This window comes from Tessaracoccus luoxuelianae (assembly GCF_054483915.1).
The window spans coordinates 780,937-803,759 of record NZ_CM137013.1 but is presented as its reverse complement, the minus strand read 5'-3'; the positions used below and the strand labels follow the sequence as shown (position 1 = coordinate 803,759).

18 protein-coding genes are annotated in these 22,823 nt (G+C 69.1%); 7 read left to right on the top strand and 11 right to left on the bottom strand.

Translation table 11 applies throughout. The annotated features are described in order from the left end of the window. Positions 1-114 precede the first annotated feature (114 nt). Entirely contained in the window at positions 115-1,101 is a 987-nt protein-coding gene (iolG, locus tag ACX1D1_RS03295) for an inositol 2-dehydrogenase (RefSeq protein WP_459055904.1), read from the bottom strand. 185 nt (positions 1,102-1,286) lie between these two features. On the opposite strand from iolG, the gene ACX1D1_RS03290 reads away from it, so the two are divergent. Both ACX1D1_RS03290 and ACX1D1_RS03285 read left to right on the top strand, forming a co-directional pair. Then, positions 1,287-2,678 (top strand): IS1380 family transposase, encoded by a 1,392-nt coding sequence (locus ACX1D1_RS03290; RefSeq protein ID WP_459055903.1) that lies wholly within the window; start codon positions 1,287-1,289, stop codon positions 2,676-2,678. Between the two features lie 279 nt (positions 2,679-2,957). Beyond that, positions 2,958-3,818, top strand: a complete 861-nt coding sequence (locus tag ACX1D1_RS03285) for a TIM barrel protein (protein ID WP_459055902.1) — start codon at positions 2,958-2,960, stop codon at positions 3,816-3,818. Positions 3,819-3,887: 69 nt separating this feature from the next. On the opposite strand, the gene ACX1D1_RS03280 is transcribed toward ACX1D1_RS03285, so the two are convergent. The 7 genes from ACX1D1_RS03280 to iolC form a co-directional block, all read right to left on the bottom strand. Beyond that, entirely contained in the window at positions 3,888-5,015 is a 1,128-nt protein-coding gene (locus ACX1D1_RS03280; RefSeq protein ID WP_182783209.1) for a zinc-binding dehydrogenase, read from the bottom strand. A 100-nt stretch (positions 5,016-5,115) separates the two neighbouring features. Beyond that, entirely contained in the window at positions 5,116-5,508 is a 393-nt protein-coding gene (locus ACX1D1_RS03275) for a phage holin family protein (RefSeq protein WP_182783208.1), read from the bottom strand. 860 nt (positions 5,509-6,368) lie between these two features. Continuing rightward, a complete protein-coding gene (locus ACX1D1_RS03270; RefSeq protein ID WP_459055901.1) occupies positions 6,369-7,562 on the bottom strand; it encodes a Gfo/Idh/MocA family protein in 1,194 nt (397 codons plus the stop codon). A 126-nt stretch (positions 7,563-7,688) separates the two neighbouring features. After that, positions 7,689-9,194, bottom strand: coding sequence for a CoA-acylating methylmalonate-semialdehyde dehydrogenase (locus ACX1D1_RS03265; RefSeq protein ID WP_459056535.1), 1,506 nt, complete (start codon positions 9,192-9,194; stop codon positions 7,689-7,691). Between the two features lie 26 nt (positions 9,195-9,220). Beyond that, positions 9,221-11,101, bottom strand: coding sequence for a 3D-(3,5/4)-trihydroxycyclohexane-1,2-dione acylhydrolase (decyclizing) (iolD, locus tag ACX1D1_RS03260; protein ID WP_459055900.1), 1,881 nt, complete (start codon positions 11,099-11,101; stop codon positions 9,221-9,223). Between the two features lie 19 nt (positions 11,102-11,120). Then, positions 11,121-11,993, bottom strand: coding sequence for a 5-deoxy-glucuronate isomerase (gene iolB / locus ACX1D1_RS03255; protein WP_459055899.1), 873 nt, complete (start codon positions 11,991-11,993; stop codon positions 11,121-11,123). Then, on the bottom strand, positions 11,993-12,988 hold the full coding sequence (gene iolC, locus ACX1D1_RS03250; RefSeq protein WP_459055898.1) for a 5-dehydro-2-deoxygluconokinase: 996 nt from the start codon (positions 12,986-12,988) through the stop codon (positions 11,993-11,995). The genes iolB and iolC overlap by 1 nt, the downstream gene beginning before the upstream one ends. Before the next feature lie 147 nt (positions 12,989-13,135). Here iolC and ACX1D1_RS03245 point away from each other — a divergent pair, with 147 nt between their 5' ends. Together ACX1D1_RS03245 and ACX1D1_RS03240 are read left to right on the top strand one after the other, a co-directional pair. Next, positions 13,136-13,882, top strand: coding sequence for a GntR family transcriptional regulator (locus ACX1D1_RS03245; protein WP_182783204.1), 747 nt, complete (start codon positions 13,136-13,138; stop codon positions 13,880-13,882). A 147-nt stretch (positions 13,883-14,029) separates the two neighbouring features. Further along, positions 14,030-15,106, top strand: a complete 1,077-nt coding sequence (locus ACX1D1_RS03240) for a transaldolase family protein (protein ID WP_459055897.1) — start codon at positions 14,030-14,032, stop codon at positions 15,104-15,106. Between the two features lie 344 nt (positions 15,107-15,450). On the opposite strand, the gene ACX1D1_RS03235 is transcribed toward ACX1D1_RS03240, so the two are convergent. Next, the gene (locus ACX1D1_RS03235) at positions 15,451-15,879 is read right to left on the bottom strand and encodes a hypothetical protein (RefSeq protein WP_459055896.1); all 429 of its coding nucleotides are present in this window, start codon (positions 15,877-15,879) and stop codon (positions 15,451-15,453) included. Positions 15,880-15,945: 66 nt separating this feature from the next. On the opposite strand from ACX1D1_RS03235, the gene ACX1D1_RS03230 reads away from it, so the two are divergent. Continuing rightward, positions 15,946-17,382, top strand: a complete 1,437-nt coding sequence (locus ACX1D1_RS03230) for an alpha-amylase (RefSeq protein ID WP_459055895.1) — start codon at positions 15,946-15,948, stop codon at positions 17,380-17,382. A 783-nt stretch (positions 17,383-18,165) separates the two neighbouring features. On the opposite strand, the gene ACX1D1_RS03225 is transcribed toward ACX1D1_RS03230, so the two are convergent. Both ACX1D1_RS03225 and ACX1D1_RS03220 read right to left on the bottom strand, forming a co-directional pair. Next, on the bottom strand, positions 18,166-19,194 hold the full coding sequence (locus tag ACX1D1_RS03225) for a LacI family DNA-binding transcriptional regulator (RefSeq protein ID WP_459055894.1): 1,029 nt from the start codon (positions 19,192-19,194) through the stop codon (positions 18,166-18,168). 10 nt (positions 19,195-19,204) lie between these two features. Next, positions 19,205-19,735, bottom strand: a complete 531-nt coding sequence (locus ACX1D1_RS03220) for a sugar phosphate isomerase/epimerase family protein (protein WP_459055893.1) — start codon at positions 19,733-19,735, stop codon at positions 19,205-19,207. Between the two features lie 216 nt (positions 19,736-19,951). Here ACX1D1_RS03220 and folP point away from each other — a divergent pair, with 216 nt between their 5' ends. Both folP and mutA read left to right on the top strand, forming a co-directional pair. Continuing rightward, the gene (folP, locus tag ACX1D1_RS03215; protein WP_459055892.1) at positions 19,952-20,839 is read left to right on the top strand and encodes a dihydropteroate synthase; all 888 of its coding nucleotides are present in this window, start codon (positions 19,952-19,954) and stop codon (positions 20,837-20,839) included. 111 nt (positions 20,840-20,950) lie between these two features. Then, positions 20,951-22,822, top strand: coding sequence for a methylmalonyl-CoA mutase small subunit (gene mutA / locus ACX1D1_RS03210; RefSeq protein ID WP_459055891.1), 1,872 nt, complete (start codon positions 20,951-20,953; stop codon positions 22,820-22,822). Position 22,823: the final 1 nt, after the last annotated feature.

The window sequence follows — 22,823 nt, the reverse complement described above, 5'->3', positions numbered from 1 at the left end:
GCAGGAGGTGGTCAAGGGCCGCACGGGCCTCGTGTCAGGGCTCCCGGCACCAGACAGCGCCAGGACCCGGCCAGTGGAGGTCAGGGACCAGTGCAAGTAGGGGTGACGCCTCGGTCAGAGGCGGACGGTGCGACCCTCGTGGGCGCTGATGGTCGCGGCCTCGGCCAGCTTCAGCGCCTCGACGCCGTCGATCACGTTGGGCGAGACGTCGCCGTCGGCCACCACCGCGTCGATGAAAGCGCCCAGCTCGTCGCGGTAGGCCGCCTCGTAGCGGGACAGGAAGAAGTTGAGCACCGGTCCCCTGGCGTCGGTCTGCGTGGCGCTGGCGGCGCGCACAGAGGTGGCCGTGAGGTTGTCAGCCGAGAGAGAGCCGTCGGCGCCGAACGCCTCGAGGCGCTGGTCGTAGCCGTAGGCGCAGGTGCGCGAGTTGACGATGGTCGCCAACGCGCCGTCGGCGTTGCGCAGGAGGACCATCGCCTGGTCGAAGTCACCGGCGGCCTTGATCTCCTCATCGGCGTTGGTGCCGAACGCGCTGACCTCGACGATGTCGCCCAGGAAGAAGCGCACCATGTCGAAATCATGGATGGTCATGTCCTTGAAGATGCCACCAGAGCCGGCGACGTAGCTGGCCGGCGGGCCCTGGGGGTCACGGGAGGTGACGGTCAGCTGCTGCAGCGCGCCGATCTCGCCGGCGGCCACGCGGGCGTTGACCTCAGCGAAGGAGGGGTCGAAGCGGCGGTTGAACCCCAGCATGACACGCGAGGCTTCGGCACCCAGCTCGTCCATACAGCGGTTCGCCTCGTCCATGCCCAGCGCGACCGGCTTCTCGCACATGACCCGCTTGCCGCCCTTGACGGAGCCGAGGATCTGCTCGACGTGCATCGCGGTGGGCGAGCCGATGATGACGGCGTCGACGTCGTCGGCGTTGTAGACGTCCTCGACGTCCAGGGTGTAGCGCGCCCCGTGCGCCTCCGCCAGGCCCTTGGCGGGCGCCTCGAAGGCGTCGTAGACCAGCGCGAGCGTCGCCTGAGGGTGGGACGCGATGGCGCGTGCGTGGACCTGGCCGATGCGTCCGGCCCCGATGATCGCGAAGCGGATCATGTGTGCTCCTGTGGGTTGGCCGCGCACCAGCGTCACGGCGGTGTATGTCAGCACATATGGTACTAGCCTCGTGCTTTCATGACGGTGGGTGGACTGTAGCGGCCTGAGATGGTGAAAGTGCCCCTGACTTGGGATGATGTGTTTTGCGAAGCACAATCATTCAACAAGCGAGGAGCACCTTCGAGGTGAAGAGTACCGGCTCTTATCCCAGGGTTCATGTCGATACCGCCAAGGTCACCGCGGTCGGCCAGGCCGGCGGGATCCTGCTGACCGAGACCATCCGGGCGGCCGGCCTCGACCGGGCCCTGTCGGAGGCGCTCTCCCGGTGGCGGAAACCGTTGGCGATCCACGACCCGGGCAAGATCATCTGTGATCTGGCCCTGTCGCTGGTCCTCGGCGGTGAAGCGTTGAGCGACCTCGCCACCCTGCGCGCCGAACCAGGGGTCTACGGCCCGGTGGCATCGGACCCGACCGTGTCCCGCCTGATCGCCGCCCTGGCCGAGGACGCGGACAAGGCCATCAAGGCGATCGCCGGAGCCAGGCAGCAGGCCCGCGCCAGGGCCTGGTCGCTGGCCGGTGAGCATGCCCCCGACCACGCAGCCACTGCCGGGGATCCTGTGGTGATCGATCTCGACGCGTCGCTGATCACCGCACATTCGGAGAAGCAGCAGGCGGCGCCGACGTTCAAGCGAGGGTTCGGGTTCCACCCGTTGATGGCATTCGCCGACCACGGCCCCGAGGGCACCGGTGAAGCGTTGGTGGTCCACCTACGCCCCGGGAACGCCGGCTCGAACACCGCCACCGATCACATCACCGTCACCAAGCAGGCGTTGGCGCAGCTCCCCGACCGCGACCCTCGCCCCGGGCGCAGGGTCCTGGTCCGCGCCGACGGCGCCGGCGGCACGAAGGACTTCACCGCCTGGCTCACCCAGCACCGCGTCGCCTATTCGGTGGGATTCACGCTCCCACTCGACACCGGCGCCCTCTACCAGCAGGTCCCCGGCTGGGTCTGGGTCCCCGCCCTCAACGCCGACAACCAGCCGCGGGAAGGGGCCGACCTGGCCGACTTCACCGGACTGCTCAACCTCGACGGCTGGCCTACCGGGATGCGGGTGATCGTCCGCCGCGAACGGCCCCACCCCGGCGCTCAGCTGCGTTTCGATGACGTCGACGGCTACCGGCTTACCGCCTTCGCCACCAACACCACCCTCGGCACCCTGCAGCAGCTGGAACTGCGGCATCGTCGCCGCGCCCGCTGCGAAGACCGCATCCGGATCGCGAAAGACACCGGCCTGACCAACCTGCCCCTGCACGGGTTCAACCAGAATCGGATCTGGTGCCAGATCGTCGCACTCGCCTCCGAGTTGCAGGCCTGGAGCGGGATGCTCGCGCTGGCCGGGCATGAAGCCCGCCGTTGGGAACCGAAACGGCTGCGCTACCGGCTCTACACCATCCCCGCGACGCTGGCCCGACGAGCCCGCCGCGTCGTCGTCCACCTCACCGAGCAATCCCCCTGGAGTGGGCTGATCATCAACGGTCTCCAACGACTACGAGGCCTCCCGGCACCCGCGACCTGACCCCCAGACCTCCACACGACCCTCTGAATCACGAAGCTCTCGGCCTGGAAACCCGCCCCGCAGACGTCACGCGGAGTCTTGTCACACCCACCTGCAAGAATCAGAACAACCTCGACGCCACCGGCGCCGACCAGCCCCACACAGGCCCGTCATGAAAGATCGAGGCTAGACCGTGCATGGGGCCACCATTCAGGGGGTGGTCAAACATGCGGATGTTTGGCAGGACATAATGGTTCCCAACGAGTCGCGCGAGGCGGCTTGGCTGCGAAGGAGCTGCACATGAAGATTGCCGGCGCACCCATCAGCTGGGGCGTGTGTGAGGTACCGGGCTGGGGCTACCAGATGTCCCCCGAGCGCGTCCTCACCGAGATGAAGGAGATCGGCCTCACCGCCACTGAGTTCGGCCCCCAGGGCTGGCTCCCGGTCGACGCAGAGGAGCGGGCCGCGGTCGTCTCCGAGTTCGGTCTCAAGCCGGTCGGGGCCTTCTTCCTCGCCGTCATGCACGACCCCGATTTCGACCCCATCCCCATGGTGGAGGCCGAGCTCCGCGCGTTCGAGATCGCCGGCGGCGAGTTCCTCGTCCTGGCGGCAGATTCCGGCCAGGACGGCTACGACGCCCGCCCCGAGCTCGACGAGCAGGGCTGGCAGACACTGTTCTCCAACCTCAGCCGGATCAGCGACGTCTGCAAGGCCAACGGCGTCACCGCCGTCCTCCACCCCCACTGGGGCACCATGGTGCAGAACGTCGACGAGGTGGAGCGCGTGCTGGACAACTCCACCGTCGGCCTGTGCCTGGACACGGGTCACCTTGCCTGCGGCGGCGCCGACGTGGTGGCCCTGGTCACCAAGTACGCGGACCGCGTGGGCATTGTGCACGCCAAGGACGTGCGCCTGGACATGGCCGCCAAGCTGCTGCCGGGCGAGATCACCTGGTCCGAGGGCATCAAGGGCGGCATGTTCGTCCCCATCGGCGACGGTGACATCGACTTCGCCACCATCGTGCGCCTCCTGGATCAGGCCGGCTTCGACGGATACTGGGTCCTTGAGCAGGACATCATGATCGACGAGGAGCCGCCTGCGGTCGGAGGACCCATCGACAACGCGGCGAAGTCCTTCGAGGCCCTCAAGGCCCTCGCCTGAGGCATCCTCGGAACGCGCACAGGGGCGGTCACCGTGATGGTGACCGCCCCTGTCGTTTTGCCCAGAGGGTCAGAGGCTCATGTCGACGATGCCTCGGCCCGACATGGTGCCCGCTCGCAGCTTGTCGTAGCCGATGTTGACGTCGTCCAGGCTGAACACCTGGTGGACCACGTCGTCGACCTCGATGAGGCCTCGCGCGGCCATGTCAACCACGGCCGGGAGGTCGACGCGGGTGCGCGCCCCGTACGAACCGATGATCGACTGGCTACGGCGCACCGTGCGGTTGATCTGCACCTCCGCGGACTGCACCCCGGCACCCAGGCCGATGGGCACCATGCGGCCGCCGTCGGCCAGGATGTCCAGTGCGGTGTTCCAGGTGGCCGGCCTGCCGAGCGCCTCGAACGCAACGTCCACGCCGTAACCGTCGGTCATCTCCATCACAGCCTCGCGGGCGTCTCTGTTCAGGAGGTTGACGGTGTGCGTGGCGCCCATCGTCCTCGCCGCCGCGAGCTTGTCGTCGTCGACATCGAGCGCGATGACCTGTCGTGCACCCATCACCTTGGCGAACTTGAGGATCATCGAGCCCACGCCACCAGTGGCGACGACGGCAACCGTCTCCCCAAACCGGAGGTCCGCCCCGCGACGCACGGCGCCGTAGGCGGTCATGGCGGCGCAGCCGAGGATGGCCGTGTTCTTGGGCGAAAGGTTGTCCGGAATGGGCGTGACCGACGTGGCCGGAACCACGCAGTACTCCGCCAGGCCGCCCATGGAGTACATCCAGATGGGGTTGCCGTCGTTGTCGGCGAGTCGGGTCTCACCGTCGTAGAGAACACCCTTGAGGCGGTTGAGCTGGAAGAAGGGGTAGCAGAGATCGTCGCGGCCGGCCCGGCAGGCCTTGCACTGGCCACACGGCATCAGGAATGCGCCGGCCACGTTCTGGCCGACGGCGAGCTCACCGGTGAGCATGCCGGGGCCGAGCTCGACGATGGTGCCCGACACCTCGTGGCCGAGGACGCAGGGCGTGGGGAAGGCGATGGCGCCGCCGAGGACGTGGAGGTCCGAGTGGCAGAGGCCGCAGGCCGCGACCTTCAGCAGCACCTCGTTCGCGCGGGGTCGCGGGGTGGGGATGGTTTCGATCGACAGCGGTTCACCCGGAGCCCGAAGGACTGCGGCGCGCATCGTGGCAGGAATGTCCATGCTGGCTCCTCATTGACTTTGTGTGGACAAACTCAGTATGGACCACGAGACACCGCGTGTCACTAGCGGGGCGAGATAAATCCGCCGCAACTATTTGTTCTTACATGGAATGATTGGTGGAATCGTTTGCACCCAGCGCCGAGGCCACGAGAGCGGAGATCACGGAGATGATCAGCGACCCGAACACTGCGTTCCAGAACCCGTCGACATGGAAACCCAGGCCCAGTTCGCCGGCCAGGTATGAGGTCAGCAGCAGCATGCCGGCGTTGATCACGAAGAGGAACAACCCGAACGTGAGGATGATGAAACAGGCGCCCAAGACGAAGGCGAAGGGGCGGACGATCGCGTTGACGAGCCCGAGGATGACGGCCACGCCGAGGAGGGTGAGCGCCTGGTCGACGTTGGAGTCTGCGGTGAGGGTGATGCCGGGGAGCAGCCACACGGCGACGGCGGTCGCGACGGCGGTGGCGACCAGGCGGAGGAAGAGCTTCATGCGTCTGAGCGTAGGGGTCCCGGCGTGTCACGCGGATCAGGGAACTCCCCGACCCACTCCCTGAGGCGCTTCGCCAGCCGAGTCGCCGGGGTCCGTCTGCAACTTGCGATGTGGAGAGCGGTTTGTGTGCATATACGCAGAAGCCGCGCTCCTCATAGCAAGTTGCAGACCCCTCCCCGTCCCCGTTCCCTCCCGCGCGGTGCCGAGGCTGGCTCACCCGGGGGCGAATCTGGCATGGCTGGTCTACAAGGGTCGCGACTCAGGTTGTCAGCAAAATTGCTTGTCAACTTGCGATACAACCCTTCGAGACGACCCCCGGCCGCTCCGCGGCGGAGGTCTCCTCAGGGGGCGAAGAGGGGAGGCCGGCGGGCGTCGAGCACGTGGCTCGACCAGTGAGTGTGCGGGACGGCGGGGCGGGTGTGCGCAGTGCTGCCCAACCCGAGGATCACTGACTGGCGTCCCGCCTGGGCAGACCCGACCCGGGGCCGCCCTGCGGTCGCGCACCCGGACCCGACCACGCCCCGGGCAGACGAGTGCGGGGAGACGGGAGGCGAGGCCCGGGCGGCCTCGACACCTGACCACAGACAAAGCCCGCAGAAACCGGCAGGCCTTGGTCAACGGCCGCTCGGGCGTCGACTCACGGCTCACCGCACCCGACCACGAGAATTGCGGGAAGGTGGTAGTCACGACCCTTCGAGACGGGCCACGCCGCTGCGCGGGCGGCCCTCCTCAGGGAGCGATGGGAGCGGGCCAGTTCCGCGGGCGGTCCTCCTCTGGGAGCGATGGGGACGGGCCTCGGCGCACGGGTCGCCACACCCGACCACCTTGAGTCAACGTCCGAAACGGGGCGGGCGGAGGGGTCAGAGGCCGAAGGTGGTGACCGCCTCGACCGTCGCGACCTCGTGCCACTGGCCGTCGGCGGCGGACGCCACCACTGCCTCGTCGATCTCGGCGGCAGCCCAGCCGTCACCTGCAGAGGGCGCGACCTGCTCCCCCGTCGTCACGGAGATGAGGAACTTCGCCGCTTCGACTGCCTTGAGGTCGTCGAAGCCCATCGAGGTGCCGGCTCCCGGCTGGAACCGGTCGAAGTCCGGCATCCCCGGGCCGGCCATGACGCGGGTGTAGCCCTGGATCGGGCCCTCCCCGCGACCCAGACACACGTCGAGGTGGTTGAGCGACTCGAAGTTCCAGCGCACCGACCCCTCGGTGCCGTACACCTCGACGATGTACTCCGCGCGCGGCCCGACCGAAACCCGGCTGGCCTCAAGCACCCCGACGACGCCGCCGTCGAACCGTGCCAGCACCGCGACCCAGTCCTCGTTCCCCACGGGGCCCTTCTCCTCGCCGACGGTGTAGCCGGAGTGCCCCACCCCTCCGGAGCCGATCGGGATGGGGCGTTCCTTGATGAACGTGTCCGTCATGGCCGAGACCGACGAGATGCGTCCCACCAGGTACTGAGCCAGGTCGGCACCGTGCGACAGCAGGTCGCCGACGATCCCCGCGCCGGCCCGGGCCCGGTCGTAACGCCAGGTCAACGGCCCGTCGGGGCTGGAGGCGTAATCCGCGATGAACCACACCCGGCAGTTCGTCACCCGCCCCAACTTCCCGTCGCGGATCAGCTGGCGCGCGTACTGGATGGCCGGAACGTGACGGTAGTTGAAGCCGACGGCGGTGGCCAGCCCTGCACCGGCCGCGGCCTGGGCGATCTCCCGCGACTCCGTCGCGCTGACGCCCATGGGCTTCTCGATCCAGAACGGCTTACCGGCCTCAGCGGCCGCCAGAGCGATCTCGTGGTGCAGGAAGTTCGGCGCGCAGATGGAGACCACCTCCACCTCGGGATCGGCGAGGAGGTCGCGGTAGTCGGCGTAGGCGCGCTGGAAGCCCGCCACGTCGACGGCCCAGTCTCGCGTGGCCTCCACCGGGTCGCACGCGGCGACCAGGTCACAGGCGAGCCCGAGTTCCGGGTAGCGCTCAGCGAGCGCCTTGTAGCTGCGGGTGTGGAGCCGGCCCATCCAACCGAGGGAGATGACGCCGACGCCGATGCGCTTGTTCATGATGTCCTGCCTGGCCCTCCGGGCCGTGAAAGAGAGCACTCACCGGGGCCGATCCCGACCGGGCAACAGCGCTCGGTCAGGATCGGCCCCAGGGTCAGTGCTCGAGGTGTGGTGCCGCAAGCGGCCTTACTTGGTGGCGACGAAGTCCAGGCCGATCTTGCCGTGGCTGCCGGAGCCGGCCCAGCGCGTCGTGACCACCTTGGTGCGGGTGTAGAAGTTCACGCCCTCCTGGCCGTGGATCTTGTGATCGCCGAGCAGCGAGTTCTTCCAGCCGCCGAACGAGTAGTAGCCCACCGGCACTGGGATGGGCACGTTGATGCCCACCATGCCCGCGTTGACGTCGAGCTGGAACTGGCGCGCCACCTGGCCGTTCTCCGTGAAGATCGCCGAGCCGTTGCCGAACGCGCTCGAGTTGACGATCTCGATGGCCTCCTCGTAGGTGTCGGTCTTCACCACGACGAGAACCGGCCCGAAGACCTCCTCGCAGTACAGCTGGGTCTCGAGCGGGACGTTGTCCACGATGGTGGGGCCCACCCAGTTGCCGTTCGCGGTGCCCTCGACCTCGGAGCTGAACCCGCGACCGTCGAGCACCACGTTGGCGCCCTTGGCTTCCGCGTCGTTGATCCAGGAGAGGATCCGCTCACGGGACTTCGACGAGATGACCGGGCCGAGCTCGTTGGCGGGGTCCGAACCCGGGCCCACCTTCAGGACCTCGGCGCGCGCCTTGACCTTCTCGATCAGGGCGTCGTGCGCCTCACCCACGGCCACGACGACGGGCAGGGCCATGCAGCGCTGGCCGGCCGCGCCGAAGGCGCCGGAGACGATGTGCTGGGCCGCGAAGTCCAGGTTGGCATCGGGCATCACGATGGCGTGGTTGTTCGCGCCGCCGAGAGCCTGGAACCGCTTGCCTGAGGCGGCGCACCGGCTGGCGACGATCTTGGCCACCGGGGTGGAGCCGACGAAGGAGACTGCGTCGATGCCGGGGTGGTCGAGGATGTGGGAGACCACCTGCTTGTCGCCGCACACCACCTGGAACAGGCCGTCGGGCAGACCGGCCTCCTTGTAGAGCTTGGCCACCATGAGCGACACGGACGGCACCGGGGTGGCGGGCTTGAGGATGACTGCGTTGCCGGTGGCCAGGGCCATCGGGTGCATCCACATCGGCACCATCATCGGGAAGTTGAACGGCACGATGGCGCCGACGACGCCGACGGCCTGGCGGAGGGTGTGCACGTCGACGCCGGTGGCGGCCTCGACGGTGTGCTCACCCTTCAGCGCGTTCTGGATGCCGCAGGCGAACTCCACGATCTCCAGGCCGCGCGCGATCTCGCCGAGCGCGTCGCCGCGGGTCTTGCCGCCCTCGCGGACGATGACGTCTGCCAGGTCGTCCTGACGCTCGATGAGCAGCTGGCGGAAGTTGAACATGACGCGGCTGCGCTTGGCCAGCGACGCGCGGCCCCAGATCTTCTGGGCGGCGCGGGCTGACGCGATGGCGCGGTCGATGAGCTCGGTGCTGGCCTCGGCGACGCCGCCGATGACCTCGCCGGTGGCGGGGTTGTCGATGGGCAGAACCTCGACACCCTCCTCGAAGTACTCGGCGCCGTCGATCCAATGGGGCATGGTGATGGACATATCAGTCATTCCTTTAGTGTGCTGGCTCAGAAGAAGCGGCGCTGGCCCTTGACGGCCTCCGCGTACTCTTCGTAGGCCTTCTGGGTTGATTCGAGCGTGGACACCGACGTGACCGGGACGTCCCACCAGCTGGTGCCGGGGGGGTTGGGTCCGTAGAGGTCGGTTTCGATGTGGATCATCGTGGCCTTGTCGGAGGCGACGGCGGTGGCGTAGGCCTCGCGGAAGTCGGCGATGGTCGAGACCTCGATGACGTCCAGGCCCCAGGAGCGCGCGTTGGCCGCGATGTCGACGGGGATCAGCTCGTCGCTGCGGCCGCCGTCGGCCGAACGCATCCGGTACTTGGTGCCGAAGCGCTGCGACCCGCGGGACTCCGACAGCCCACCGATGGAGGCGTAGCCGTGGTTCTGGAGCAGGACGAAGATGACCTTCGCGCGCTCCTGGACGATGGTCGCGAGCTCCATGGGCAACATCTGGTAGGTGCCGTCGCCGACGATGGCCACCACCTCGGAGTCCGGGGACGCCATCTTGCAGCCGAGCGCCGCGGGGATCTCGTAGCCCATCGTCGAGAACGCGTACTCGACGTGGTACTGCCCGGGGGTCCTCGCGCGCCACAGGGCCTGCAGGTCGCCGGGCATGGAGCCGGCGGCGTTGATGACGATGTCGTCGTCGCCCATCATCTCGTTGAGGGCGCCGAACACCTCGGTCTGTGCCGGGAGCGGGCCGTGTCCGAGGTGGTAGCACTTGTCCGTGGCCTCGGCCCAGGCGGCGCGCTCGTCGGCGATCTTCTGTGAATAGGCCTCGTCGACGCGGTGGCCCTCGAGGGCCTCGGTGAGCGCGGTGAGCGCCTCTCGGGCATCGGCGACGAGCATCTGGGCGCCCTGCTTGGCGGCGTCGAAGGAGCCCACGTTGATGTTGAGGAACTTGACCTCGGGGTTGCTGAACTGGGTCTGCGAGCCGGTGGTGAAGTCCGAGTAGCGGGTGCCGATGCCGATGATCAGGTCCGCCTCCACAGCCAGCGCGTTGGCGGAGCCCGCGCCCGTGGATCCCACGCCGCCGACGGCGCGCTCGTGGTCCCAGTTGATGCCGCCCTTGCCGGCCTGCGTGTCGGCAACCGGAATGCCGGTGGCGGTGGCGAAGGCGCGCAGCTCCTCGGTGGCGCCGGAGTAGATGGTGCCTCCGCCGGAGATGATGAGGGGGCGCTTGGCGGCGCGGATGGCCTCGACGGCGCGCGCGAGGGCGGCGCGGTCCGGCACGCGGCGGTCGATGTGCCACACCTTCTTGGCGAAGAACTCAACCGGCCAGTCGTAGGCCTCGGCCTGGACGTCCTCGGGGAGGCAGACGACGGCGGCACCGGTATCTGCCGGGTCCGTGAGCACGCGCATGGCGCGGGGCAGGGAGACCATCAGCTGCTCGGGGCGGTTGACCCGGTCCCAGAACTTCGACACGGGGCGGAACACGTCGTTGGCGCTCACGTCGGGGTTCGTCGGGTCCTCAACCTGCTGCAGGACCGGGTCCGGCATGCGGTTGGCGAAGATGTCCGAGGGGAACAGCAGGACGGGCACGCGGTTGGTGGTGGCCAGCGCTGCGCCGGTGACCATGTTGAGGGCGCCGGGGCCGATCGAGGAGGTGACCGCGAGGGTCTGCATGCGCTCGGTCTGCTTGGCGAAGGCGGCGGCCACGTGGACCATGCCCTGCTCGTTGCGGCCCATCCAGTACTCGAAGGGCTCGTCGAATGCCGGGTCGACCTCGTGCTGCAGCAGCGCCTGGCCGACGCCGGCGACGTTGCCGTGGCCGAAGATGCCGAACATGCCGGGGATGAAGCGCTGCTCGACGCCGTCGCGCTCGGTGTACTGGTGCGCCAGGTAGCGGACGATGGCTTGCGCGACCGAAAGGCGGATGGTGGTCATGTGAGGATTACTCGCTTTCTCAGGCGTCGAGCCGGGTGGGTGCGTAAGGGAGGCGGTGATCGACATCGGTGTCATCCCAGGTCTGGCGGAGCCAGCCATAGCAGGGGTCGTCCACGGAGAGCCACTCGGGCCCGCCGGGGCCGGCCATCACGTTGAGGTAGTACAGGTCGTAGCCGGGGGCCGCGACGCACGGGCCGTGCCAGCCGTGCGGAACCAGCGCGGTATCGCCCGTGTTGACGCGCAGGGCGACGTCGATGGGCCGCTCGGGCGTGCCGTAGGTGGAGTGGAACGCCATGCCGGGGCCGTGCTCGTCGGCCTTGATCTCGAAGTAGTAGATCTCCTCGAGCTCGCGCTCGTTCTCGGTGGTCTCGTCGTGCTTGTGCGGCGGGTAGCTGGACCAGTTGCCGCCGGGCGTGATCACCTCGCACACCAGCAGGCGGCTGGTCTGCAGCGTGTTGTTGAGGGCGTAGTTGGTGACCTGCCGCGACATTGTGCCGGCGCCGCGGAGGCCGACGGTGGCCTCCTCGGCCGGGCAGTAGCGCACGTCGAGCGTCTCGCTCGCCACCGCGCTGGGCAGCGCGTAGCGGCCGCCGTCGACGGAGGTGAGGGTGGCCTCGGCGCCCCGGGGAAGGTAGAGGTAGTCGGTGACCTCGCCGAAGATGGTGGAGCGCCCGTCGAGCGTGTGGGTCTCCCCGCCGACGGTGACTGTCGCGGCGCCCTCGAGCGGCAGCACGAGGCACTCGGACTCGCCCGTGCCGAACGCGTAGGACTCGCCGGCGGCCAGCACCGCGACCTTGAGGCCGGAGTAGGCCCAATTGGCGGACTCCGGGCTCACGTCCACGGCGAGCGGCGGCCGCCCGGTGGAGCCGGCGGGCAGGACATGGTCGGTCATCAGTTCTCCTTGACGCGGTGGCGGGTCTTGGTATCGACGGGATTGCGGCGCACGGCCGCGAGCAGTTCGGGCTCGCTCGGCATCGCCGTCGAGCATTCGAGGCGGGTGGCGACGAGCGCACCCGAGGCCGACGCGGCCACCAGCGTGTCCACGAGCGGCCATTCCTTGATCAGCCCGAAGCACAGCGCGCCGCCGAAGGCGTCCCCGGCGCCGAGGCCGTTGACCACCTCGATGGGGGTGCCGGCCACCTCGATCACCCGGTCCGCGTCCATGGCGAGCACGCCGTCGGGGCCACGCTTGACCACCGCGACGTCCACGCCGCGGGCCATCAACGCCTCGGCGGCCCGCTCGGGGTCCGACTCGCCGACGGCCACCTCACACTCGGCACTGTTGCCGACGACGATGTCCACGTAGGGCAGCACCTCGGCGATGGCCTCACGCGCGGCCTCCGGCGAGGGCCAGAACTGCTCGCGGTAGTCCAGGTCCAGGATGGTGAACGGCCTGCGCCCGCGGGCCTTGAGCGCAGCCAGGTGGGTGGAACGGCTGGGCTCGCGACTCAGCCCCGTCGTCGTGATCCAGAAGACCTTCGCCTGGACGATGGCGTCGATCGGAAGGTCCTCGGGGCGGAGCCGCAGGTCTGGCGCGGTGGGGCGGCGGTAGAAGTAGAGGGGGAAGTTGTCCGGAGGGAAGATTTCGCAGAAGGTGACCGGGGTGTTGAGGTCGCCGTCGACCTTCACATAGTCGTCGAACACGCCGAGGTGTCCCATCTCCGCGCGACAGAACCGGCCGAAGGGGTCGTCGCCGACGGCGGTGACGACGGCGGCGGAGCGACGGAGGCGCGCGGCGGCCACGGCCACATTGGTGGCGCTGCCGCCGAGGAACTTGCCGAACGAGGTGACGTCCTCGAGGCCCACTCCGTGCTGATGGGGGTAGATGTCCACGCCGATTCGGCCCATGGTCAGCACATCGACGCTGCGCGTGCCGAAAAGTCCCATGATGTGTCCCGCTTCTTCGAGGAGGTGCCCTCTTATCGTAACCAGTGACGGGCATTTGTCAAGACAAACCGTCAACTCCTGACAAAGGTCTAGCTACAACCTGACATTGGCAGTACAATGTGTGCACACGACGACGTGAGAGACCAGATGCCACACAGCGCCCCGTACATCGCGCAGATCGAGATCGATCGCACCAGCGCCACACCGCTCCACGCCCAGATCGCGGAGCCGCTCGCCAGGCTCATCGAGGACGGCACCATCGAACCCGGCACGCGCATCGAGGACGAGGTGTCGATGGCGGAGCGGCTGAAGGTGTCACGGCCGACGGCGCGCCGGGCCATGGAGACCCTCACCAACCGCGGCCTCATCGTGCGACGGCGCGGCGCCGGCACGCAGGTCACCCCCACCCGCGTCCACCGACCCATGGCGCTCAGCTCGCTCAACGACGACCTCGAGAAGTCCGGCGTGGACCCGCGCACCACCGTGCTGGAGTGGGAGATCGAAGGTGCGGCGCCGGGTGTCGCGGCGGCGCTCAACATCGCTCCCGGTTCCGAGGTGGTGCACATGCGGCGCCTGCGGATGCTCCGGGACGAGCCCCTGGCCCTGATGAGCAACTGGCTGCCGGCCACACTCGCCCCGACCCGGGCAGAGCTGGAGTCCGGCGGCCTGTACGCCCGCCTGCGCGAGCGCGGCGTGAAGGTGACGGTGGGCTTCCAGCAGATCAGCGCCCGCCTGGCCACGGCCGACGAGGGCCGCCTCCTCAACGAGCCCACCGGCGCTGCGCTCCTGACCATGCAGCGCACGGCCTACGACGAGCAGCACCGGGCGGTGGAGTTCGGCATGCACGTCTACCGCGCCTCGATGTACTCCTACGACCAGACGGTGATGGCCTGAGTCAAGCCCGGCGCCGCCGTCGCCAAGAAAAGTTCGCCTTGACCTGCGATTTGTTCTGACATATCCTTGACAGGACAAACCAATGTAGTGTCCAATGGTGTCAGGCCTCATCGTCGAGACCGCACCACCGCTTGAGAAGGAATCGCCATGACCATCGAGTACACCGAGGGACCGCTCCTGACCGCGGCCCGGACCACCCCTACCGCCCTGTGGAACGACTCGGCCGACCTTGAGGAGCTCCGCCAGTCGATCTCCTACGGCGGCGTGGGAGCCACCTGCAACCCCGTCATCGGCTACACCACCATCAAGCAGCACAAGGACATCTGGGGCCCCCGGATCCAGGCCATCGCCGCCGCCAACCCCACGTGGGGCGAGTCGGAGATCGGCTGGCAGGCCATCAAGGACATGTCTGTGGAGGCCGCCGAGCTGCTGCTGCCGATCTTCAAGGAGACCAACGGCCGCAACGGGCGCCTGTCCGTGCAGACGGACCCCCGTCACCACCGCGACGCGAAGGCCCTGGCCGATCAGGCCGTGGAGTTCTCCGAGCTCGCCCCCAACATCATCGTGAAGATCCCCGCCACCAAGGTGGGCCTTGAGGCCATCGAGGACGCCACCTACCGCGGCGTGGTCATGAACGTGACCGTCTCCTTCACCGTCGCCCAGGTTGTCCGCTCCGGCGAGGCCATCGAGCGTGGCCTGCAGCGCCGCGTGGCCGAGGGCAAGTCCATCGACGACATGTGGCCCGTGGTCACCCTCATGGTGGGCCGTCTCGACGACTGGATGAAGGCAGAGGCCGAGCGCACCCAGCTGTTCATCGATCCGGGCCACATGGAGTGGGCGGGTGTCGCGGCCATCAAGAAGGCCTACCAGATCTTCCAGGAGCGCGGCTTCCGCTCCCGCGTGCTGTCCGCGGCGTTCCGCAACGTGCTGCAGTACAGCGAGCTCATCGGTGGCGACCTCGTCGTCTCCCCGCCCTTCAAGTGGGCCAAGCGGATCAACAACTCGGACTACGTGGCCGAGAGCCGGATCGACGTCCCTGTGGACCCGAAGATCATCGAGTCGCTGCAGCGTATCGAGGACTTCAACCGCGCCTACGAGGAGGACGGCCTGAGCATCGAGGAGTTCGAGAACTTCGGCCCCACCCGCAAGACGCTGCGCCAGTTCCTGGGCGCCGACTGCGACCTCGACGCCCTGGTGCGCGACTTCCTCATCGCCCCCGCCTGATCCTTATCCCCGTCCGGGTGTGATCCCCGGAATCCGAGCCGCGCAAGCCCCGGTCCGCTCCTGACGGACCGGGGCCTGCGTGTGCCCTCGTTCCCTGAGGAGACGACCCGCCGAAGGCGCGGGCGACGTCCCCACCCGCCCCCTGAGGAGACGACCCGCCGAAGGCGCGGGCGTCGTCTCGAAGGGTTGTATCGCAACGTTGAAGCAAGACTGCTTGTCAGGTCGCGATACGACCCTTCGAGACAGCCGGCGGTCGCTTCGCGACGCCGACCTCCTCAGGGAGCGAAGTGGACAGCCTGCCGTTGCTTCGCGACGCGGACCTCCTCAGGGAGCGAAGTGGAGCGTCAGCCGGCGCGAGGGTCGTCGGCGGGGAGCTGCTTCTGCAACGACGCCAACCTCTGGTTGATCTGCTCCAACAGCTCCGCGGTCTCCGCGTTCAGCGCCTTCATCGCCTTCCGCCTGGTCCCACCGGAGTTCGCTCCCCAGATGAGCTCACCTCGGACACGCAGCGCCTGCGCGTGTCGATGCCAACCCGCGGGCTCCGTCGCCTCCGGGAACGCCAGCTCGACGGCGTCCGCAGCGGTGTCGATGGCCGCCATCTTCGCGTCGAAGCGGATCTTGGGGTTGTTCGCATCCGTGGCCGACTTCAGCTTCCCCACCAGATCATCGAGACTCTTGGCGATCTGCGGATTCTCCCGCAGCGCGGAGACCAGCGTGACGGTGGTGGCGACCGCGGCGCCGGTGGTCTTGATGATGATGCCGAGCTTGCTCATGCGGCCAGTCTAGGTTCGACGCCAGAACCGGGCGTCCGATCCCCGCGACCGCCTACACTGGCCGACATGCGACGACGCGTCCTCACCCCGGTTCTGCTCCTCGGCGCCGCTGCCCTCGGCGCCTGCACCGCGGCCCCCGAGCCCGCCGTCGAGACCACCCCCACCGTCGGGGTTCAGCTCTTCCAGTGGCCGTGGCGATCCGTGGCCCAGGAGTGCACCGAGGTGCTCGGGCCTCACGAGTTCGGGTTCGTCCTCCTCTCCCCCGCGCAGGAGCACATCGACGGTGAGGCCTGGTGGACGTCGTACCAGCCGGTCAGCTACCAGCTGGAGTCCAAGCTGGGCACGCGCGAGGAGTTCGCCGAGATGGTCACCGCGTGTGGGGAGGCCGGTGTGGACGTGATCGCCGATGCCGTGATCAACCACATGGCGGGGATCGACGGCGGCACTGGCGTCGCGGGGACGGACTTCACGCACTACGACTACCCCGGTCTGTACGGTCCAGAGGACTTCCACGACTGCCCCATGACGGTCTCAGGCGACATCGAGAACTACTCGGACCAGCAGCAGGTGCAGGAGTGCGAACTGGTCAACCTCGCGGACCTGGACACCGGCAGCGAGAAGGTCCGCGACACCATCGCCGCCTACCTCAACGACCTCACCGACCTCGGCGTCGCGGGTTTCCGGATCGACGCGGCCAAGCACATGTCCGCGACCGACGTGGAGGCCATCGTCGGGAGGCTCGACGGGGAGCCGCTGATCATCTCCGAGGTCATCCGAGGGGGCGGCGAGCCGATCCAGCCGGAGGACTATCTCGACGCCGGCGCCGTCTTTGCGTTCCAGGTGGCCAAGGACATCTCCGGCGTGGTGCCCGGCGGCGCCGTCTCGCGCGCCCTAGAGATGCGCGACGGGGAGGTTCCGTCTGAGCAGGCGTTCACGTTCATCACCAACCACGACACGGAACGCAACGGGCAGACCCTCAACTCCAAGGATGGGGACCAGTTCAGGGTGGCCACGGCCCTGCTACTGGGGATCGACTACGGCACTCCGATCGTCTACTCCGGCTACGCGTTCTCGGACCACGACGCCGGGGCGCCGCAGACGGACGGCCGGGTCGACGACGTAGCGTGCGCGGCGCCGTCGGAGGATCCGGAGGATGGTGCCTGGTTGTGTCAGCACCGGGATGTCGCGGGGTTGGCTGAGTGGGTCGCGGTGGTGGGCGACGCGCCCGTCGAGAACGTGTGGAAGCAGGGGTACGCGGTGGCGTTCGATCGAGGCGACCGAGGCCTCATCGCCGTCAACGACACGAGCACCCCGGTGAGCGCCACCCTCACCACGAACCTGCCCGACGGCGCGTACTGCGACGCGGCTGCCTCGCCGGCCCCGCCCACCGCGGAGGATCGCTGCGAGGAGGGCCCGTTCGTGGTGGCCGACGGCAAGGTCACCGTCGAGATGCCCGCGATGGACGCGGTTGCCCTCCACGTCAACCTCCGTGCGGACAGCTGATCACTCGGCTTGCGGTTGGTCGACAGGTGTGGCCGGGTCTGGCGCCGTGTGGTGGGGGCCGGTTGATCCCTGTCCGTGGCGCGGTGGTCGGGTTGGGCGGCGTGTGGTGGGGGCCGGGCCGCCCATGATGCCGGCGGCGGCGCTTCGCGCTGCGCGTCCGTCATCAACGCCCACCCAACCTGCCCCGACCCCCACCACCCGCCGCCTAGCTTCCTCGTCCCGGTCGCCTGCCATACGTCTCGACGCCTGCCTTGCGCCCCGACGCCTGCCTTGCGCCTCGACGCCAGCCCTGTATCGCAGGCGGCCGGGAGCCGCCTGACCTATGTTCGGCCGCCGGCGCTGTAGCGCGGGCGGCCAGACTTACCGCAGGCGCCACAGGGCCCGCCCGCCCCGAAATGAGTCGACGATGGAGGTCGGTTGGGTGCGAGGGTGAGTGACGGCAGGGCGGCTGTGCGCTGTGATGCCCAACCCGAGGATCATCCAACTGGCATCCCGCCTCAGCAGACCCGAGTCAGGGCAGCCCTGACGGCACACGCCCGGACAGCACCCCGCCACAGGGAAAACGAGTGCAGGGTGCAGTGAGACGAGGCCCGGGCGGCCTCATCTACTCAACCAAGGACCATGCCGCGATCAACACGGAGAGTGTGGGCAAGGGCCGCACGGGCCTCGTGTCAGTGCTCCCGGCACCCGTGGCCACCGTTGGGGAGAAGGGTCAGAGTGCGGGCAACGGCCGCCCGGACCTCGTGTCAGGGCTCCCGGCACCTCAGCCAGGCGGGGTGCGCCTCAGGCAGCGCCAACGGGCGGGGTGCTGTTACGCAGGTGAACCTCGAGGGGCAGGGGGGCCGGCACCCAGTCGGCGTCGATCGCCGCCCGGACCGCCTGATAGCCGACCTCCTCCAACGGGATGCGGACCGAGGTCAGCTGTGGGGTCACGTCGCTGGAGGAGGGGATGTCATCGAACCCCGCCATCGCCACGTCTGACCCGAGCTCGCGACCCTCCTCGCGTAGCTCCCGCACCGCACCCAGCGCCACCGCGTCGCTCAGAGCGAACACCAGCGTGCCCGGCTCGATGCCGACCGCAAGCGCCTCGCGCATCGCGTCCGCACCGCCCTCACGGGTGAACGCCGCGCGGTGCACCCGGACGATCTGACCACCGCCGGAGGTGAAGCCGTCGGTGAAACCCGCCTGGCGTTGGTCCGTGGTGATCAAGCCTCGGGGCGCGGCAAGCACGACCGCCCGACGGTATCCGCGCGCCGCCAGCGCCACGCCGAGCGCCCTCGCCCCGCCCCAGTTGTCGATGAGCACGGAACGAAGCTCTGAGGCGCCAGGGCCCAGCGCGATGACCCGGCCGCCCATCCCGTGGATGGCGTCGATCTCGAGCTGCACAGGCTCATGGGGAAGCGCCATCCGCGAGGCGGCCAGGATGACCCCGCGAGGCCGCTGACCACGCAGCACCCGCAGCAGCGTGGCCTCCTTCTGCGGATCCCGCCCGGTCGTCGCGATGGTGACGAGGAATCCGGCCTCATCCGCCGCCCGTGCGACACCGGCGGCGACCTGCGCGAAGTAGGGGTCCGCGATGTCTGCCACCAGCAGAGCGATGAGGGCCGACGCCCCGCTCGCCACCGCCTGCGCCGACACGTTGACCGTGTAGCCCAGCTTGTCGGCGGCCGCACGAACCCGCTCGCGGTACGACTCCGCGACCTTTCGGGTGGACCCGTTCAGCACACGCGACGCCGTCGCCAACGAGACGCCCGCCTCCTGGGCGACGTCGACGAGGGTGGCTGTGCCGTAGCGGCGCTGCTGTGGGCTCACCTGCATGAGTCTAGGGCCGCAGGTGGGGCGCGACCCACCGCCCGAACGCGTCGGCGGTCTGTGTCGCCACCACCTCGAGATCCGTGCCCCAGATGGCGGCGTTGAAGATCTCCACCTCGACGTCGCCGTCGTATCCGGTGGCCTCGACGGCCCGGGTCAGCGTCTCGAAGTCGATCACGCCGTCGCCAGGCTGATGCCGCGACAGCAGCACGTCCGCCTCGAGCGGCGCCCGCCAGTCACACACCTGGTACGCGGCGATCCGCCCCTCCCGTCCGGCGCGCTCGATCTGCGGCAGCACCTCCGGGTCCCACCAGATGTGGAAGGTGTCCACCGTCACCCCGGCCGCCCGCGGGTCCAGCCCCGAGACCAGGTCCAGCGACTGCCCGAGGGTGGAGACGACGGCGCGGTCCGCCGCGTACATGGGGTGCAGCGGCTCGACGGCGAGCGTCATGCCCGCCGCCAAGGCCTCCGGAGCCAACTCCTCGAGCGCATCGCGGACCCGGGCCCGAGCCCCGACGAGGTCACGCGACCCCTCGGACACGGCTTCTGGCGAAGGGCTTTGAGCCGGACACTGCTTTCGAGGGCCTGTCTTGAGCCTGATCCTGGTGTCGTTGGCTGAATCGATCGATTTGATCGGTTCAAGGGATGCGAGTCCGAAGTCCGGCTCAAGGTGGGACACCGAGAGCCGTGTCCGGCTCAATCCAGTCCCCAACCAGAGCACCACCACTCCATCGCGACACCCACCTAGACTCGCGGCGTGACCCTCCCCCAGCCCGCCCCGCTCGTCCTGCGCGGACTCCGCTTCGACGCCTCCCGGCCCGCTGTGATGGGCATCATCAACCGCACCCCGGACTCCTTCTACGCCTCCGCCCGCTACCTCGACGACGATGCAGCCCTCGCCCGCGCCGTCGAGATGGTGGACGAGGGCGTCGACCTCGTCGACGTCGGAGGCGTCCGCGCAGGCCAGGAGGGTGAGTGGATCGACGAGGCCACGGAGATCGCGCGCGTCCGCCCGTTCGTCCTCGCCCTCCGGGAGCGCTTCCCGGGACTGCCCATCAGCCTCGACACCTGGCGCGCCGAGGTTGCGCAGGCCTGCGAGGGCGCCGTCGACCTCGTCAACGACACCTGGCAGGGCGCGGACCCAGATCTCGTCCACGTGGCCGCGACACTCGGCGCCGGCTACGTCGTCTCCCACACCGGCGGGCTCCCCCCGCGGACCGATCCCAGCGGAATCGACTACGGCCCCGGTGAGGCTGTCGTTGAAGATGTCCTCCGCGTCCTCCGCGCCGGCGCCCAGAAAGCCCTCGACGCCGGGGTCAGGTCCGACGGCCTCCTCGTCGACCCCACCCTGGACTTCGGCAAGACCACGCCCAACTCCCTCGCCTTGGTCGGGGCCACGGACCGCGTCGTCGCGCTGGGGTTCCCGGTGCTTCAGGCCATCAGCCGCAAGGACTTCGTCGGCGAGACCCTCGACCTGCCCGCCGACCAGCGGCTCGAGGGCAGCCTGGCCGCCACCGCCGTCGCCGCCTGGCTTGGGGCAACCGTTTTCCGCGCCCACGACGTGCGCGCTACCCGTCGCACCCTCGACATGGTGGCTTCCATCCGCGGCGACCGACCCCCGGCCAGGGCCGAACGCGGGCGCTGAGAATACCAGGAGAGGTCGGTCTGACCTATCACCGCCCCAGCCTCGGAGGGGTACCCCGCTGGTTTAGTGTGGTGGCGTGGGTGTAAACCCCCCGAGACAAGACGGAGAGCGATGAGCGATCAAGCCACCAGTGCGGCCGACATCAGCCTGGCCGCAGACTTTGACACTCCCTCCCAGGCGGACTGGGAGAAAGAGGTCCTGAAGGTCCTGAACCGAAAGCGGCCCGAGGGCAAGGAGCTCACAGTCGAGCAGGCGTACAAGCGCCTGTCGAGCTCCACCGTCGACGGCCTCACCATCAAGCCCCTGTACGTGAAGAGCGACGGCGTGGAGGAGCTCGGCTACCCGGGCGTGGCCCCCTTCGTCCGCGGCACCACGGTGCGTGACGGCGAGATGGACGCGTGGCACATCGCCCAGTTGCATGAGGATCCCGACGCGGCCGAGACCCGGCGCGCCATCCTCACCGATCTCGAGCGTGGCGGCACCGCCGTCTACGTGCGCGTTGATCCCGATGCTGTCGCGGTGGCGGACCTGCCGACCGTCCTGGCCGACGTCCTGCTGGACCTCGCCCCGGTCTACCTGACCTCCAAGACGCAGCAGCTCGACGCAGCCACGGCGCTGGTCGAGTTCCTCGCCGCCTCGGACAAGGACGCGGCCACGCTCACCGGCAACCTCGGCGTTGATCCCATCGGAGCGGCCGCCCTGGCCGGCACCGACGCGGACCTCAGCGTCCTGGCCCAGGCCGTCGAGCTGGCCAAGCCCTACCCGGGCGTGCGGCCGGTCGTCGTGGACGCCACCGTCTACCACAACGCCGGAGCCGGCGACGTGCACGAACTGGCCTACGCCGTGGCCGTGGGCGTCGAATACGTCCGCGCGCTCACCGAGGCGGGCCTCACCGTCGACGAGGCCTTCGATTCGCTCATGTTCCGCGTCTCCTCCACCACCGACCAGTTCGCCACCATCGCCCGCCTGCGCGCGCTGCGCGGCCTGTGGTCGCGGGTGGGCGAAGTGCTGGGCGTCACCGAGTCCAAGCGGGGCGCCATCCAGCACGCCGTCACCTCCGAGCGCCAGATCGCGCGCGACGATGCCTACGTCAACATGCTGCGCGGCACCATCTCCTGCTTCGCGGCCTCCGCGGGCGGGGCCGAGATTCAGACCGTCCTTCCCTTCGACACCGCGGCGGGCCTCCCCACGGACTTCTCCCGTCGCACCGCACGCAACACACAGGTGGTACTGGCTGAGGAGTCCAACGTCGGTCGCGTCAACGACCCGGCCGGCGGCTCGTGGTTCGTCGAGTCGCTCACCAAGCAGCTCTCCGACAAGGCATGGGCCGTGTTCCAGGGCCTCGACGGCGAAGGCTTCGCCGCGGCCCTGGCCGACGGCACCGTCAAGGCTCAGCTGGATGAGGTCAACGCCGCCCGCGCGGCCCAGCTGGCCACCCGCAAGATCCAGCTGACCGGTGTGTCGATGTTCCCCAACCACGAGGAGGCCCCGCTCGAGCGCAAGGCCCGCCCCGCGGCTCCGGAGCTCGGCGGCCTGAAGGTGGTCCGCGACACCCAGGTGTTCGAGGACCTCCGCGACCGTTCGGCTGCCGCCCGCGAGGCCGGCAACGCGCCGTCGGTGCTGCTGGCCTGCCTCGGCGCCCGCCGCGACTTCGGCGGCCGCGAGGGCTTCACCTCGAACCTGCTCCATGTGGGCGGGCTCGACACCATCTTCGCCGAGGGCGAGACGCCGGAGGACTTCGCGCGGCAGCTCACCGAGTCGGGCGCGAAGGTCGCGGTGCTGTGCTCCAGCGCCAGGGTCTACGCCGCCCAGGGCGTGGCAGTGGCCGAGGCCCTGCGCGCCGCCGGGGCCGAGACCGTCCTGGTCGCCGGCCAGATCAAGGAGCTGGGCGAGGGCGCCGAGGGCGCCGTCGACGGCAACGTGTTCGACGGCATGAACGTGGTCGAACTGCTGACCACCACCCTGAACAAGATGGGAGCCTGAG